The following is a 15,979-nucleotide window of genomic DNA, read 5'->3' on the forward strand; positions in this document are numbered from 1 at the left end:
CAAGATTGTCGATACAGCACTAGACGAGTGCAATCTCAAGCGAGGTAACACTGGCGGGAGGAAATGTATGGACGAGCTTTCCTCCCGCGGGTTTGAGGGACGCGATTGCGCTGGGTTTGACGGCATTGGGGTGAGCGAAGTCGTTGTGGGCGTGGACGTCGTTTTCGGCGAGTACGGTTCCCTTAGCGGATGTGATGGAGGAGCCGCGTACTGCGATCTCGGTGGTGCGAGGTTGCGTGAGATGCGGATTGACCACGGTCAGGGTGAGGGTCTTGCCGTGGAGCGAGGCCGAGCCGCTGAGTCCTGCGAGCGATTGAATGGGAGGAAGCTGGCCGATGTAGCTGCTGCCTCCGACCTGGCTGGGTGCGGTACCCATAGGATTCGGGATAGAGGGAGCGTTGAATTCGGTACGGACGGCCTGGGCGCCGCGATGAGCAAGGTACATCTGGAAGATGTGGAAGGTGGGGGTAACGCAGAACTTGTCCTCTTGCGCAAGCATGAGCGAGTGGAGGCAGTTGATGGACTGCGCGACGGCTGCTGCGCCGACTTTGTCGGAGTGGCGCTGGAAGATATCGAGAGTGATGCCGGTGAGCAGAGCATCGCGCATGGTGGACTGTTGCGAGAGGTTGTATTGGGGCGCTAGTTCTGTACCCTTGCCGTACCATGCTCCCCACTCGTCGACAACGAGGCGGACGGAAGGACGCGATTGGTTGGAGAGCGCGTTGGGGACGGATTCGCGGATTGCGGTCCAGTGGTCAGTGACGACTTTTTCCATCAGACTTCCGCGGGTGAGCAGGTCATAGAACTCGTCGTTGTTGAAGGCGAGCGCATCGCCTGCGGCAAACTTGGAGGGGCTTCCGGAGGTGTAGTAGTGGATGGAGAGTCCCCAGAGGTGGCGGCGCTCGGGGTTGCCGTAGAGAGCTTTAAAGAGACGGCGGGTCCAATCGACATCGTCTCCATTGGGACCGACAGCGACGAAACGCAGAGGTGTGGAGCCGTAGGTTGGGGTCCATGCGGTGAAACGGCGGTACTCGGCGGCGTACTCTTCGGGAGTCATGTTACCGCCACAACCCCAGGACTCGTTGCCGACTCCCCAGAGATCGACGTTGAAGGGGGCGCGGTCGCCGTTGGCTGCACGTTGTGCGGCGAGGGCATTTGGGGTGGCGGGCGCTGCGGAGTTGGATGGGACGTCTCCGGCGGGGGCGTTGCAGTACTCGATCTCCTGATAGAAGTCGCGCGCAGGCTGAGTGCGGAGGTTTGCAGCGAGATAAGGCTTCGCACCGATGGCGCGGCACGTCTGCATAAATTCGTGCAGACCATAGGTGTTGGGGTCCTGCTGGTTCCAGAAAGCGGTGCGGGCGGGGCGGCGAGAGCGTGGGCCGATTCCATCGCGCCAGTCGTAAGAGTCCGCAAAACAACCGCCGGGCCAGCGCAGTACCGGAGCCTGAACGGCGCGCATGGTGTCGATGAAGTCCTTACGGACGCCATTGATGTTGGGGATCTTTGAAGATTCGCCGACCCAGACTCCGTCGTAGATGACTCCACCGAGATGCTCGATGAAGTGGCCATAAATCTCGGGGGAAATCGTGGCGATGGTTTCAGAAGGGGAGATGTCGATATGAGCGTCGACTTGTGCTGTCTGGGCAAAGGAAGAGGAGCCGCGCAGGGCGACGGCAGCAGCAGCGAGCGAAGAGGACTTAAGGAAGGCGCGGCGCGACGAATAGTTTTGAGACATGGAAAAAATCGTTCTCCCTTTGGAAACACCGTTATACAGGAAAGCCAAGGGTGAGGAAAATTGCACGTGATGCCGAAGATGGCTGTCCATCGGTGGACAGCAAAGAACGGAAATGGACAGGGCCGCAAAAGAGGCGCCAGCGTAAGTGTTTGATAAATGCGGGGATGTGGTTTGCCATTGGTGGAAAGCGACGTGCTTCTCTTATCGAGAGGGAGTGTGGGCCAGCCGTTCCTGCAAGGAGAACAAGAGATGACAGTGTTGATTCAGGACATCCGGTATGCACTGAGACAACTGCGTAAGACGCCAGGGTTTACTGCGACGGTGCTACTGACGATCGCGTTGGGTATCGGTGCGAATGCCGCGATCTTCACGCTGGTGAACTCGGTACTGCTCCAGAACCTTCCCGTGGCTGATCCTGCGACGTTGGTCCATATCGGCGAAGGTACCGACTGCTGCGTCAATGGTGGAGCCAAGAAGGATGGCAACTACTCGCTCTTCCCTACCGAGACTTATCAATATCTGAAGAAGAACGCACCGGAGTTCGAAGAGTTAGCGGCGATGCAGGCAGGGTATGCGTATCGTCCGCTTACGGTGCGTCGCGATGGAGCAGATAGCCTGGCGCAGTCTGCCCAGGGAGAGTTTGTCTCCGGAAACTACTTCCGTACTTTTGGTCTTCGGCCCAACGTCGGTCGCCTCTTCACCGATTCCGATGATGTCGAAGGCGCTCCAATGACAGGTGTGATGAGTTACAGCACCTGGCAGAAGGACTATAACGCCGATCCATCGGTGGTGGGCAGCACCTTCTGGGTGAATACCAAACCGGTGACGGTGGTGGGCGTGGCTCCCAGGGGATTTTTTGGCGATCGTGTGACCAGTACTCCGCCGGAGTTCTACCTGCCTATTCAGTCGATGGACGCATTGTCGAACGCGTCCTTTGTGAAGGATCCCAGAATAAGCTGGCTTTATTTGATCGGACGCACGAAGATGGGCACCGCCATGGTTCCATTGCAGCAGAAGGTGAATGCCCTGTTGAAGCAGGAATTTACCACCCTCAAGGACTACAAAGGCCCCGAGGGTGAAAATTTGTTGTCGAGGGTTCATGCCACTTTGACACCCGGGGGAGCCGGCATTCAGGCAATGCAGAAGCAATACACCTCGCACCTGCACCTGTTGATGTGGGTTGCCGGGTTGGTATTGCTAATTGCGTGCGCCAATATTGCAAACTTGCTTCTGGTGCGCGGGATGAATCGCCGCACGGAGATGTCGGTACGCACAGCGCTTGGAGCACAGCGGATGAGGATCGTGCGTCAGTTGTTGACGGAGAGCGTGGTGCTGTCGGTGCTTGGCGGAATTGCCGGGCTGGCGGTCGCATACCTGGGAGCGAAGATGCTGCTGGCGCTGGCGTTCCCCGGTGCGACGAGCGTGACAATTAATGCTGCTCCCTCGTTGCCGATTGTTGGTTTTGCCTTCGCGTTGTCGCTGGTGACGGGTGTCCTGTTTGGAGTAGCTCCCGCATGGATGGCGGCCAAGGCAGAACCTGCGGATGCGTTGCGCTCGGGTACGCGGACGACGACGGGCGGCGCTTCGCTGTTACAGCGCTCGCTGGTCGTGTTGCAAGCTGCGCTCTCGGTGGTGCTGCTGGTGGGAGCAGGGTTGTTTGCGCAGAGCCTGAGCAAGCTCGAGAGTACGGACATGAAGCTGAACGCCACGAATCGATACATTGTGCATATCAACCCGCAGGCCGCAGGCTATGCCACGACGCAAGCGGAGACCCTCAATCGCACGATTGAAAATAATTTTCGTGCGATTCCCGGCATTGTGAAGGTGGGGCTTGCCAGCTACACGCCAATGGAGGAGGAGAACTGGAGCAGCGGCATACAAGTGCAAGGGCAGCCCGATCCGCACAAGGGTGCTTCCTTTGTAAAAATTAATTCTGAGTACCTCGATTCTGTCGGTACGCACGTGGTGATGGGCCGGGGCTTCGGTCCGCAAGATACTTCAACCTCACCCGCTACGGCTGTCGTCAATCAATCCTTCGTCAAGCAATTTCTCAACGGCGAAAATCCCATTGGCCGACGCTTCGGCGAAGGCAAACCTGAAGCCGCAGGCGACTATGAGATCGTCGGGGTCGTCGAGGACACAGCTTATGTGACGGTGCGCTGGAAGGACCACAGCATGTTCTTCCTTCCGCTTACACAAAGAGCGCCCAGTGATACGAAAACCCCTATAGAGAAAGACACCAGCCTTTATGCATACGCCATCGTGATCCAAACGGATCGTCCGATGAATAACATGGAGTCGCTCACGCGCCGCACGCTGGCCGCGATCAATCCCAACCTGACGGTCGTCAAATTTCAAACGTTCTCGGAGCAGATTGCAGGGCGATTCACCGAGGAGCGTCTAATTGCGCGGTTGACGACGTTGTTCGGCCTGCTGGCTCTGCTACTGGCGACGATTGGGCTGTATGGGGTGACGGCGTATGGTGTAGCACGGCGGACATCGGAGATTGGAATTCGTATGGCGCTGGGCGCAGAGCGTGGCAGTGTTGTGGCGATGATTCTACGCGGCGCAATGCTGCAAACCGTAATCGGCCTGGCGATTGGAGCTCCAGTGGCGTTCCTTTGTGTGCGGTTCGTGAAGTCGCAGCTCTATGAGATTTCGCACGCGAGTGTTGCGGTGATGGCGCTTGCGATGGTGACGCTGACGGTAGCGGCATGTATCGCGGGAGTGATTCCGGCGCGGCGTGCAGCTTCGATCGATCCGGTGCAGGCTCTCAGGACCGAATAGATATCTCCTCAGTGCTCGCCGCGCCAGTGCTCATGTGGTCGCGGCGAGCCCCTTTTTACTTTTCAGTGCTGGTCGAAGAGACTGCGATTTGGCTCGGGTCCCATGATGAATTCGAGTGTGCCTCCGCGCATGAGGTCAGAGTGTTGGATGCGAGGAGTTTTCAGCGGTCGACCGTTGAGCTTAGCTGATTGGATGTAATGGTTCTTTGCGCTGGCATTATGGGCAAGGATAATGAAGCGTTTTCCTCCGGGAAGATTGAGGGTTGCGGAGGGAAAGCGTGGCGTACCGATCCAGTATTCCGGGATACCCGGAGCAACGGGGTAGAAGCCGAGCGAGGAGAAGATCCACCAAGCGGACATCTGTCCGGCGTCGTCATTTCCGGGTAGACCGGAGGGTGTGTCGTTGTAGACATCAAGCAGCGTTGCGATGCGCTGCTGTGTCTTCCAGGCGGCGCCCGCCTGATCGTAGAGATAAGCGATGTGATGGCCGGGTTCGTTGCCGGGGTCGTAAAGATTTTTGGCAAAGAGGCCATCGAGTTTCGCTATGAAGGCATCGTTGCCGCCGAGTGCAGCGATGAGGCCGTCGACGTCCTGCGGGACATAGAAGGTGTATTGATAGGCGTTGGATTCGGTGACGAAGCTGGCCCACTTGTCGTAGACGAAGGGAGTGATCCAGGAACCGTCTTCATGACGTCCGCGAGCGAATTTCGTTTCGGGATCGATGACATTCTTCCAATTGCTGCCGCGCCTGGTGAGGACGGCTGCGTCGTCCTTATGTCCGAGATCAGAGGCGAGATGCGCAATGATGGCGTCGTCGAAGGCGTACTCGAGTGTGCGTGAGACTTGTTCTTTTTGGTGGAAGGCTTCATTGACAGGATCTTCGAGCGGAATGTAGCCGTACTTGATGTACGACTGAAGAGCACGCCGGCCGAGGCCATCTTTGTATTGCTCATAGGGCGGCGTGTCGAAGGCATTCTGACGAATGAGACGCCATGCGGAGGCAACGTCGAAATTGCGCAGGCCCTTTGCGTAAGCATCGGTGATGACGACACCAGTGTGGTCGCCGATCATCTCGGAGGTGTAGCTGTTCCATGCCGGGAAGATGGGCAAGTAACTTCCCTGTTCTCCTTTGAGGACGAGTGACTGCATCATAGAGGGGATGCGTGCGGGATCGAGGATGGTGAGAAGCGGAAGCTGCGCGCGATAAATGTCCCAAAGGGAGAAGTCGTCGTAGTAGACGCCGCTGGGGATCTTTTCAATCTTGCTGCCGTTCGCAAAACGAGGATAGGAGCCGTCGGCATCGCTGACGATGCGCGGCAGCATCATGGAATGATAGAGCGCGGTGTAGAAGGTGCGGCGCTCGGCGGCTGTTCCTCCCTGAATCGCGGCAACATCGAGAGCCTTGGTCCAGACACGGGTCGTCTTAGCGCGGAGAGCTGCGAAGTCCCACGCGGGAATTTCGTCGTTGAGGTTTTTGCGTGCGGCGTCAAGAGAAGTAAACGACGTACCGACTTTGGCGAGCAAAGGTTGTGCAGGGGAAGCAGCGAAGCTGATGTAAGCCCCCATGTGTTCGCAGTGTCCTTTGCCGTTGAGCTCCTGCTCACGGGTGATCTTCGCGTCGCACCATGTGCCGGATTGAGAAGGCTTGCTGTTGAAGCGAATGACAAAGTAGCCACTGAAGCCAGCGGGTTTTCCATTGCCCTGATAGATGCGATAGACGGGGTTATAACCGAGGATCTCATTGTGTGAGAGGTCGACCTTGACCCAGCCATCCTTCATGCGAGCGTTGGGTTCGATGATGAGATTCGCAGTGCCAGGCTTGGTGTAGGTGATACGTAACATTCCGGCACGGATGCCTGCGGTCATCTCAACTTGCTCGTTGTAAGCAGGCAGTTTGACGGAGTAGAAGGCGGGCTGAGTGATCTCGTCGGCGTGGGTGAAGGCCGCGGCGCGTGCTTCGGGCTCGGGCTTGAGATCGCCGAAGGTCGGCATGAGGGTGACGGAGCCGTAGTCCTGGGTGCAGGAGCCGCTCATCCAATGCGAGGCACGGAAACCAGTAAGTTTGGTGTCGGAGAAGAGATAGGGTGAGACGCATTTCTTCTCGGTGGAGTGCGCTTCGGGGATGAAGTTGGTCATGGCGAAGGGCTCGCCGACGGCAGGCGTTGTCTGGCCTTCATTCGCAGTGCCGATATGCGGATCGACGAGAGAGTAAGGCGTCTGGGCAAAGGCAAAGGCAGCAAGCAATGGGATCAGGGCAAGAGTTCGCTTGAGAAGAGGCATCGGGAGAATGATAGCTGAGCGATCGATGCCAATGCATTGAAAGCGCAGTTGTTTACAGGGTAAAACGACGTACACATCGTATCTCCTAAGAATTTAGTTGACAAAGTTTGTTCGTAAGCATAACGTCTCCTAACGAATTAGGAGGTTAAGGCATGGGGCGAGGGGAAAAGGAAGCATTGACCAAGCTGGAGCTCGAGATCATGCAGGTGATCTGGAGGCAGGGCACGAGCACGGTCAGCGCTGTGCAGGAAGGGCTGGAGCAGGAGTTGGCTTATACGACCGTGCAGACAATGCTGAACATTCTGCACCGCAAGGGAAAGTTGAAGCGCAAGCTAAAGGGCCGCGCGTTTGAGTACAGCGCGGTGGTGAGTGAGGCGAAGGCATCGCATCATGCTCTTCGGGATCTGGTGGATCGCATGTTCGGTGGATCGAGCGAAGAGCTGGTGATGAGTCTGGTCAAAAGCAAGCAGATTGACGCCGAGCAGCTTGCTCGTCTGACACGCAGGTTGGAGAAGGAAAAAGGGGATGAGCAATGATGCTGCGATTACTGGAGTACATGGTGAACTCGTTGTGGATGGCTCCCCTTGTGTTTGCAGCGGCATGGCTGGCTGCGCGCCTTGTACGACGTGGGATCCCTGAGGTGGCGCACCGGATATGGGTGAGCGCACTTTTTCTAGAGAGCGTTCTTCCTGCGGTTCGCCCGCAGCCGATTGCGGTGTTGCATGTGTTGCAGAGTTTATTACGGTGGCCCTTTACCGGTCAGGCGAAGGCGGACCAGGGAGGAGTCACGGTGTCCGTGGGTGCAGGGATCGTTAATGGATCACTGACGGTGTCGACTCATTGGATGCTGGCGCTCGCTGCTCTTTATGGAGGCGTGGTGTTGTATTTCGCTGCGCGCCTGGTGTGGGGAGTATGGAGTACATATCGAATTGAACGCCGAGCACAGGAGGCGTCGTTACCGGATGCGTCGCGTCGCGTATGGCAACGTTGCTGTGCCCACTTCAAATTGGAGGAGACGCGAGTCGCTGTGTCACAGGAGATTGGCGGCCCGGTGACGGTAGGGCTTGGCAGGCCGCTGCTTCTGCTGCCGTCTTCCTTCTTTGAGCGCGTAGTCGATAACGATCTCGATGCCGTGATGGCGCATGAGTGCGCGCATATGCAGCGGCGCGACTTCATGAAGAACTTGCTGTATCGCATCCTGTCGTTGCCGATGGCCTATCATCCACTGCTTTGGATGACACTGGCTCACATTGCTGAGAGCCGCGAGATGATCTGCGATGCAATGGCAGCGAATGCGGTTGAAGGAAGACAGAACTACGCACGGTCACTTTTACGGTTGGCGGCAACGATGACAATAGCGCCGCCGGCCAGGACACTTCACGCCATCGGGATCTTCGATGCCAACACGTTTGAAAGGAGAGTTATGCGACTGACAGAAAGAAGTGTAGAGATGGGACGCGGCCTACGTCTGGTAACGGCTGCGGCATGTGTGACGTTGGGCGCAGCAGCGTGTGCCTCGGCACTAGCGTTGCATACGGAGATTGCCGCGCCGGGATCGGCAGTGATGGATAAGAAGGAAGCTCCTTCGAGCTTGAAGGTTGCAGCCGGTGTGATGGCAGGCAATGTGATTTATCAGAAGAAACCGGTGTATCCTCCAGAGGCGAAGGCAGCCCATATAGAGGGTGCTGTCGTCATGAAGGCGATCATCTCAAAGGAAGGAACGGTGCAGGATCTCCAGGTTGTGAGCGGACCGAAAGAGCTGCGTGCGGCATCGATCGATGCGGTTAAGGAGTGGAAATACAAGCCATATAGACTGAACGGTGATCTGAGAGATGTGGAGACGACGATCACGGTGAACTATTCCATAGGACATCTCGAATAAAAGTAGCAATGTGCATGAGTAAACGAGAGACAGATCAACGTCTCTCGTTTTTGTGTTGATGACCTAAATTCAGAATTCGATGCCACGCTGGGCGAGGATTCCCTTCTGATAGGCATGCTTGGCTTCGCGCATCTCGGTGACGGTGTCGGCCAGCTCAACCAGGGTGGGGTGTGCGTTGCGGCCGGTGAGGATGACGTGGACCATCTCGGGTTTCTGGCGCAGGACTTCGGCGACCTTCTCCGGGTCGAGCATCTTGTAACCGATGGCATAGTTGATCTCGTCGAGGATGACGAGGTCCCAATCCCCGGCGAGGATGGCCTGTTCGGCATCGTTCCAGGCATCCTGGACCATGCGCAGATCTTCGGGGTCGGTTTCGGCTCCACCGACTTTGACGAAGCCGCGTCCCATCTGGCGGATAACGATGGCAGGATCCTCAGGGGTTCCGAGAGCGGCGCCCAAGGCAGAGATCGCGTCGAGCTCGCCGTAGTGCCATGAACCTTTGAGAAATTGCAGGATGAGCACGCGCATTCCATTTCCGGCGGCGCGAAGGGCGGTTCCGAGGGCGGCAGTGGTCTTACCCTTGCCGGGGCCGGTGTTGATGAGGATGAGTCCGCGGCGCGAGGTTTCAGTCATAGAGATTAAGGATAGCTGGGTGGCGAGCTTTCAGAGAACATCGAGCTAGTGGCCGGAGTGGTAAGGGTGACCGGCGAGGATGGTGAAAGCGCGGTAGACCTGCTCGGTCAGGACGACGCGGGCTAGCTGGTGCGGTAAGGTAATGCGTCCGAAGGAGAGCAGGAGATTGGCGCGTTTGTGGGCTGAATCCGACCATCCGTCGGCTGGGCCGATGGCGAAAACGAGTCGCTGAGTACCGGAGTCGCGAAGGCGGCCGATGGTCTGGGCCAGCTCTTCGGAGGAGAGCTGTTTACCCCGGCTATCCAGAAGGATGAGGTGGGCGGGGGTTCGAGTCGCCTGACGGTCGAGCCAAACGAGGAAGATAGATTCGGAGGGAAAAGCGGGAGCGTCCACGGGAGTGTAGTGGCTGAGGCGGTCGAGGTAGTCCGCAGCCAGAAGAGAAGCCTGGTCCGATCGTGAGGGATTACGACGGGTATGTATGGAGGCCAGTTGAATGATCATAGGTCAGTTATGCGCCTTCTAAATAAAGGTCAGTCCTCCCATTTTTGGAATCTCGGTAGGGATTTTGGAAAATTATCGCTGGAAACTTAGTGATGAGATGGATTTACTTGGGAAAAATATTGCCCTATATTTGGCAGGGTAATTGCACATTACACAAAAGTAACTCCCCGATTCAAAAGATAAGAATCTGATAAAGGTTTTTTTTCCCAAAGAGGTAATCGAGTTTATGGGTCGTCTGAAGAATATTATTGCCCTGGTTATTTTCATCTGCCTGTCCTCCGCGCTTCATGCGCAGGCAACGGCAACGGTTACCGGAGTTGTTACGGATCCCTCCGGTTCGGTGATCCCCGACGCAACGGCGGTTCTGTCGAATCCATCAATGGGAACGGACTACACAACGACGACGAATACGGCGGGTTCTTACCGCTTTACCAGCATTCCTCCTGGACCGGGTTATACGCTGGTGATCTCGCGCAGCGGATTCAACTCCTTTAAGGTAGAGAACATTTATGTCAATGTCGCGAACGTTGTGAGCCGCAATGCGACGCTGACGCCCGGTACCCAGGTCGAGGTTTCGGTCAGCGCTGCGGGGCAGGGTGTGACTCTCAATACAGAGGACGCGACGCTCGGAAACAACCTTCAGGTTCAAAAATTGGATGAGCTTCCGATTCAGAACCGAACTTCTCCGGCGATCCTTTTTCGCTTGCAGCCGGGTACGACACTTACGGGCGAGGTAACGGGTGCTCGCTATGACCAGAACTATGTCTCGGTCGATACGCTGGATGTGAACGACCTGGCGACGGGACAGTTCGGAGCAATTACTGCCAATGCGCCTGTGGATTCGGTGCAGGAGTTCCGTGGCACGGTGGCCGGATCGACTGCCAATACCGGTCTGGGCGGCGGCGGCCAGTTTGTGCTGGTGACGCGTAGCGGAACCAATAACTGGCATGGCCAGGCAAACCTCTATCACCGAGATAACTCAACGACGGCGAATGACTGGTTCAATAACCTGGCCGGAATCCGAGCGCCGAAGCTGGTCCGCAATCAGTTCGGAGGATCGGTTGGCGGTCCGATTCTTCATGACAAGGCCTTCTTTTTCTTCGATTACACGGCGTCGCGGATTGCTGCGGGAGCGGCGACCGTTCGTAAAGTACCGCTGCCTTCGTATCGTTCCGGTCTTGTCTCGTATATCAATGACAACCCTAATTGCGATAAGAGCAGCCGTCAGAACACGACTCCCGGCTGCATCAGCCAATTGACTGCGGCACAGGTACGGAATGTCGATCCAGCGGGGATCGGCGAAAGCCCGGCGTTATTCAACCTGTATAACTCCCGCTATCCTGCGGTGAACGATGTTACCTACGGCGACGGTGTCAACACCGGAGGGTTCCGTTTCAATGCCCCGAACAGCGACAACCTGAACATCTTTGTCGGCAGGGTGGACTATAACCTGACGGACAAAATTCGGCTTTGGGGACGTGGTACGGTATCGCGCGAGAATGCAGTCAATGCGGTGCAGCAGTTCCCTGGCGATCCGGATGCGACAGATTTTATCGACCGCAGTTATGCCTATGTTGGTGGAATCGACTGGCAGGTCAGCTCGAACAAATTCAACCAGTTCACCTATGGTTCTACAGTGCAGGACTATAACTTTACCCAGCCGACGAACAAGTTGGGTATCGATCAGCTTAATTTTTCCACGGGTTCGATTACGTTTTTGGATAGGCCATACTCTAGTCCGATCAATGCTCAGGGACGTCATGTTCCGATCCCTCAGATCTATGACAATTTCACCTGGAGCGTGGGACGTCACTCAATTACGTTTGGTGGAATGTTCAAATGGATCAAGAACAGCAGCTATTCAATCCTTGATTACAATGATCTGGGAATCGGAATTGGCGGCAATCTTGGCGGTCTGACTGCATCATTCCGGCCAACGAATGTTCAGTCGAGTGTGACTGCGCGTTCGACTTATGACAACGCCCTGGTTGCGGCACTGGGACGTATAAGCAATGCAGCGCTGACCTTCAATTACGGCATTGACGGAAGTGCACTGCCGCAGCCAAGTGGATCGCAGCGCGAATATCAATCCTACCAGACCCAGGTCTTCGCGTCGGATAGCTGGAAGGCGACTCCACACCTGACCCTGACCTATGGCCTTGGTTATCAGTACTACTCGGTTCCTTACGAGATCCATGGATTCGAGACGGCACAAAACACTCTGTTCTTCAACGATTACATCGCTCAGCGTGTGCAGCAGAGCCAGGCCGGCAATACCGCGGCGGACGGGCTTCCCTTCCTGACCTACCAGCTGGGCGGCGCGCACAACAATGGCCCGGCGCTGTATCACCGTGACCCCCTGAACTTCTCACCCAAGGTTGCTTTTGCATGGAACCCGAAGTTCGACGAAAAGACGGTTTTCAACGGTGGAGCGGGTGTGGTCTATGACCGCACGGTGATCAATGCCGTTCAGTACCAGCAGGACCAGTACTCGTACCTTTTTCAGCAAAGTCTTCAGGACAATTTTGGTACGCGGGATCCTTTGGTTTCCCTTACTAGTGACCCCCGGCTGGATTCACTTCCGACGTTTACGGCGCCTCCAACTCCACGGCCGCCATTTACACCTTTTGTCGATGGCGGTATTCCAAATGGCCTGATCGATGGCCAATTCAACCAGATGATCGATCCGAATCTAAAAACGCCATATTCCATCATGGCCAATTTGGGATTCCAGCATGAATTCCCCGGATCGACGATCCTTAAGGTGAGCTGGGTGGGCCGGTTTGGCCGCAGGTTATTGGCGCAGGCCGATGCGAACCAGGTCATCGAATTTCCCGACAAGGCTTCTGGTCAATTGCTTGGCGATGCCATGGGGAATGTTACGAAGCAGCTTCGTGCAAACGCCGATCCTAGAAATCTTCCAGCACAGGGCTGGTTCGAAAACCAGATTCCTCCGGGATACGGAGCCACACAAACTTACGAAGACGACAACGGTGTGACCCACAACTATCCGAACAATACATCGTGGATTGCTGACAACCTTCAGACCTATATTGCCAGAGGTGATTTTGCGGACACAGTTCAGCAGCTCTCCCCTTTCCTCGGCAACAACGTGGGCATGGCCTCTCAGTTTGCCGGAAATAATGTATTTACCAGCAAAGGGTTTTCAACTTACAACGGACTTCTGGTTACGGTGCAGAAGAACCTGACGCAGGGCTTGCAGTTCGATGCGAACTACACATGGTCGCACTCGATCGACAATACCTCACTGGCCGGTAACCAGCAGGCGATTGGTGGTTATGGCTTTATCTGCGATGTGCTACGCCCGAGATTGTGCCGGGCCAACTCGGACTTCGACACCACGCACTACATCAATGCCGATGCGACCTATAGCCTTCCCTTCGGTCGCGGACGCACCTACGGCGCAAATATGCCGTGGCTTCTTGATGAGATGGTCGGTGGCTGGGACCTGAGTAACATCGTGAGCTGGCATACGGGCGTTGCGTTTTCCACGGTTTCGTCGGCGTTTGTCGCGGGGTATGCCAACAATGCTCCTGCGATCTTCACCGGAGACTCTTCGGATATCCAGCGCAAGGTACACAAAACCCAAGGAGGTACGTTGACGTTGTTTGCTGACCCGCAGCGCGCAGTCGGCGCCTTCGAAGGTCCGATTGGATTCCAGATCGGGCCTCGCAATTCTCTGCGTGGACCCCAGTACTTCAACCTGGATACAGGATTGGCCAAGACCTTTACGTTGATGCCGGAGAGGGGGTTGAAGCTGAAATTCCGTGGTGATGCGTTCAATATTCTGAATCACCCCAACTTTGCCGCTCCTGGCAATAACTCGTCTTATGACGACATTACGCTGCCAAGCAACTTTGGTCAGTTGACCTCGATGGCCAATTCGACAGGTGGCAGAGGATCAAGCGCACGCGTGGTACAGATTTCGGCCCGATTCGAGTTCTAGACGCCCGCTGACTACGATCAAAGGCCACTGCGGAGATCCGCAGTGGCCTTGTTTTTTAGGAATGATTCATTGAATGCCAGATGCGAGGACTGTGTAGTTACTTCTTTGCGGCTTTCTTCGCGTTTTTCTTCGCAGTGGTCTTCTTCGTCGAGGATTTTTGGGCAGGAGATTTTGCGACTGTTTTCTTTGTTACTTTACTTGCCGGGGCCTTGGTGGCTTTCTTTGCGGCGTTTTTCTTCGCGGTTTTGCGAGTGCTGGTGATCTGGGCTTTCAGATCGGCATTGATTTCATCGGCCGAGAGCGTAGTGGCGGATTTGCGCAGGCGCTCGAGGCCATAGAAAGCACGTTTCTCGGGTGAAAAGACGTGGACGATGAAGTCAACGTAGTCCATCAGGATCCACTCGGCCTGGCGGCGGCCTTCGACGGAGTTGGGATAGACGCCGAAGTCGCGCTTGATTCGCAGCTCAATCTCGTCAGAGATGGCGAGATTCTGGCGGTCGTTGGTTCCGTTGCAGATCAGGAAGTAATCCGTCAGTCCGCTCTCAGAAGGGTCGAGGGCAAGGATGCGGATATCTTCAGCTTTTTTATCTTCAGCAGCGGCTGCAGCGGTGAGCAGCAGTTGATTGGTTTCGATGGAAGGCATGCAACTCCTTATATCAAATGGTAGCCGGTTGGGCGCAGGGATGGAAGCAAGAACAATGCCTGGATCGGGATACTGATTGGGAGGCGCAGGTCCACCTTAGCGGCTTCGCCGCGAAGATGGGGGCAGGATGCAGAGATTTCTTTCACCCAGCGAGTGAACCCGCCGGGCCCCAATTCTCCACTTCGCTGCTCCGATCGAAATGATACTTCGGGAGGAGTCAGCGGGTGAGTTTTATTGGGAGCCCTGGTAAAGACCATGCTGGCGAATATATTGCTCGACTTCTGGTGGAAGCAGGTTCCGGCAGGGATCGCCGACTGCAAGGTATTGGCGCAGTTGGGTCGCCGAGATATCTTCGTGCACGGTGGTGAGGAGGTGAACGTGGCTGTGCTGCTCCGGGGTAAGGTGCAGGCTCGAGAGGTCATCCAGAGATGAACCGGGGCGGCTGACGACGATCCAGTCGGCCAGAGTAAGCAACCGGTCTGGCTCACGCCACTGTCGCAGGGTGAGGAAGCTATCGGCGCCGACCAGGTTGAAAAGGGTGGCATGGGGCATCTGCTGCCGAAGTGTGGCGAGGGTTTCGACCGTGTAGTTCGGCGTTCCGTCGGGTTGAGGAGCATCGGACAGCGAGGCATGGAAGCGATGGTCGATCTTGCAGGCGAGGCGAACCATCTCCAGACGGTCCTTGAAGGGAGAGGTGTGGTGATCGGTCTTGAGCGGCTGAAGTCCAGCGGGGGCGAAGAGCACGGAGTCCAGCTGGAATGCGTCGGCGGCAGCTTTCGCGATGGCGAGATGTCCCAGGTGTGGGGGATCGAAGGTTCCGCCAAAGAGAGCTACGCGCATGCCGCCTACGCTATCACAGACGAGCAGTGGATTTACCAGACGCGCAATACGAGTCCGGTGGTGAGGATCTTCGCGTTGACGGATTGGCCGGTCAGGGCGCTGTAGTCAAATTCAACGACGCGCCAGTCGAGACGTGGGATGATGGTCATGTCCAATCCGCCAGCGACCTGGTAGTTGAAGTGAGTGCTGGAGTTGTTGGAACTGTACTGCACATTACCGACGCCAACGAGTCCTTCGACGTATGGGCGAAGCGGAAGGATGGGGGCCTTGAAGGCAATGCGTGGCCCGACCGCTCCAGTGTAGTAATGAAAGCCGTCGTGATTGAGAAATGTTCCACGAAGGTCACCACCGACACTGATGAGATTCATAGCGTAGCCAGTCTGCTTATAGATGCCAACCTGCGCGCCGTATGCGGTGTTTGTTCCTGCTCCACTAACAGGTGCTCCACTGAATCCGGCGTAGACACCGATTTGAGCGTGAAGTGCGAAGGGAACTAAGAAAAGAAGAGCGAAAAGAAGCAGTGTGCGATGACGAATCATTTTGGGGAGGACCTCTACTCCTTAGAGTAGCGTTTCCTCCTGTGGAGTGGTCTGGACGCAGTGAAGATGAACCCGAGGGATAAACCATCTTTCGAGAAATAAAAATGGTTTGTGGGACGAATGGCGTTGCGCTCTGACAAAGCAGCCCCACTCATAAGAGTGGGGCTGCTGAA

11 protein-coding genes are annotated in these 15,979 nt (G+C 56.1%); 4 read left to right on the top strand and 7 right to left on the bottom strand.

The window, feature by feature from the left end; translation table 11 throughout:
• Positions 1-19 precede the first annotated feature (19 nt).
• Positions 20-1,735 (bottom strand): alpha-N-arabinofuranosidase, encoded by a 1,716-nt coding sequence (locus tag H7846_RS01550; RefSeq protein WP_255460773.1) that lies wholly within the window; start codon positions 1,733-1,735, stop codon positions 20-22.
• Positions 1,736-1,984: 249 nt separating this feature from the next.
• Between H7846_RS01550 and H7846_RS01555 the strand changes: the two genes are divergently transcribed.
• Complete coding sequence (locus H7846_RS01555; protein WP_186694690.1) at positions 1,985-4,522, top strand: ABC transporter permease; 2,538 nt, start codon at positions 1,985-1,987, stop codon at positions 4,520-4,522.
• A gap of 62 nt (positions 4,523-4,584) precedes the next feature.
• On the opposite strand, the gene H7846_RS01560 is transcribed toward H7846_RS01555, so the two are convergent.
• Positions 4,585-6,801 (bottom strand): GH92 family glycosyl hydrolase, encoded by a 2,217-nt coding sequence (locus tag H7846_RS01560; protein ID WP_186694691.1) that lies wholly within the window; start codon positions 6,799-6,801, stop codon positions 4,585-4,587.
• Positions 6,802-6,953: 152 nt separating this feature from the next.
• Here H7846_RS01560 and H7846_RS01565 point away from each other — a divergent pair, with 152 nt between their 5' ends.
• Both H7846_RS01565 and H7846_RS17930 read left to right on the top strand, forming a co-directional pair.
• Positions 6,954-7,337: a BlaI/MecI/CopY family transcriptional regulator gene (locus H7846_RS01565; protein WP_186694693.1), complete on the top strand. Its 384-nt coding sequence runs from the start codon at positions 6,954-6,956 to the stop codon at positions 7,335-7,337.
• Positions 7,334-8,683, top strand: a complete 1,350-nt coding sequence (locus H7846_RS17930; protein ID WP_255460774.1) for a M56 family metallopeptidase — start codon at positions 7,334-7,336, stop codon at positions 8,681-8,683. Before H7846_RS01565 ends, H7846_RS17930 begins: the two co-directional genes overlap by 4 nt.
• A gap of 69 nt (positions 8,684-8,752) precedes the next feature.
• Here H7846_RS17930 and cobO read toward each other — a convergent pair whose 3' ends face one another.
• Both cobO and H7846_RS01580 read right to left on the bottom strand, forming a co-directional pair.
• On the bottom strand, positions 8,753-9,316 hold the full coding sequence (cobO, locus tag H7846_RS01575) for a cob(I)yrinic acid a,c-diamide adenosyltransferase (RefSeq protein WP_186694695.1): 564 nt from the start codon (positions 9,314-9,316) through the stop codon (positions 8,753-8,755).
• Between the two features lie 45 nt (positions 9,317-9,361).
• Positions 9,362-9,817 carry a 23S rRNA (pseudouridine(1915)-N(3))-methyltransferase RlmH gene (locus H7846_RS01580; protein ID WP_186694696.1) on the bottom strand — a complete coding sequence of 152 codons (456 nt, stop codon included), beginning with the start codon at positions 9,815-9,817 and terminating at the stop codon, positions 9,362-9,364.
• A gap of 226 nt (positions 9,818-10,043) precedes the next feature.
• Between H7846_RS01580 and H7846_RS01585 the strand changes: the two genes are divergently transcribed.
• Positions 10,044-13,784 carry a carboxypeptidase-like regulatory domain-containing protein gene (locus tag H7846_RS01585; RefSeq protein WP_186694698.1) on the top strand — a complete coding sequence of 1,247 codons (3,741 nt, stop codon included), beginning with the start codon at positions 10,044-10,046 and terminating at the stop codon, positions 13,782-13,784.
• A 97-nt stretch (positions 13,785-13,881) separates the two neighbouring features.
• Here the strand turns inward: H7846_RS01585 and rsfS are convergent, their stop codons facing one another.
• The 3 genes from rsfS to H7846_RS01600 all read right to left on the bottom strand — a co-directional run bounded on the left by rsfS (position 13,882) and on the right by H7846_RS01600 (position 15,806).
• The gene (gene rsfS / locus H7846_RS01590; protein WP_186694705.1) at positions 13,882-14,427 is read right to left on the bottom strand and encodes a ribosome silencing factor; all 546 of its coding nucleotides are present in this window, start codon (positions 14,425-14,427) and stop codon (positions 13,882-13,884) included.
• Between the two features lie 231 nt (positions 14,428-14,658).
• Positions 14,659-15,267: a nicotinate-nucleotide adenylyltransferase gene (gene nadD, locus H7846_RS01595; RefSeq protein WP_186694707.1), complete on the bottom strand. Its 609-nt coding sequence runs from the start codon at positions 15,265-15,267 to the stop codon at positions 14,659-14,661.
• A 32-nt stretch (positions 15,268-15,299) separates the two neighbouring features.
• Entirely contained in the window at positions 15,300-15,806 is a 507-nt protein-coding gene (locus tag H7846_RS01600) for a hypothetical protein (RefSeq protein ID WP_186694709.1), read from the bottom strand.
• Positions 15,807-15,979 lie beyond the last annotated feature (173 nt).

This window comes from Edaphobacter sp. 4G125, assembly GCF_014274685.1.
In the GTDB taxonomy this organism is placed as follows: domain Bacteria; phylum Acidobacteriota; class Terriglobia; order Terriglobales; family Acidobacteriaceae; genus Edaphobacter.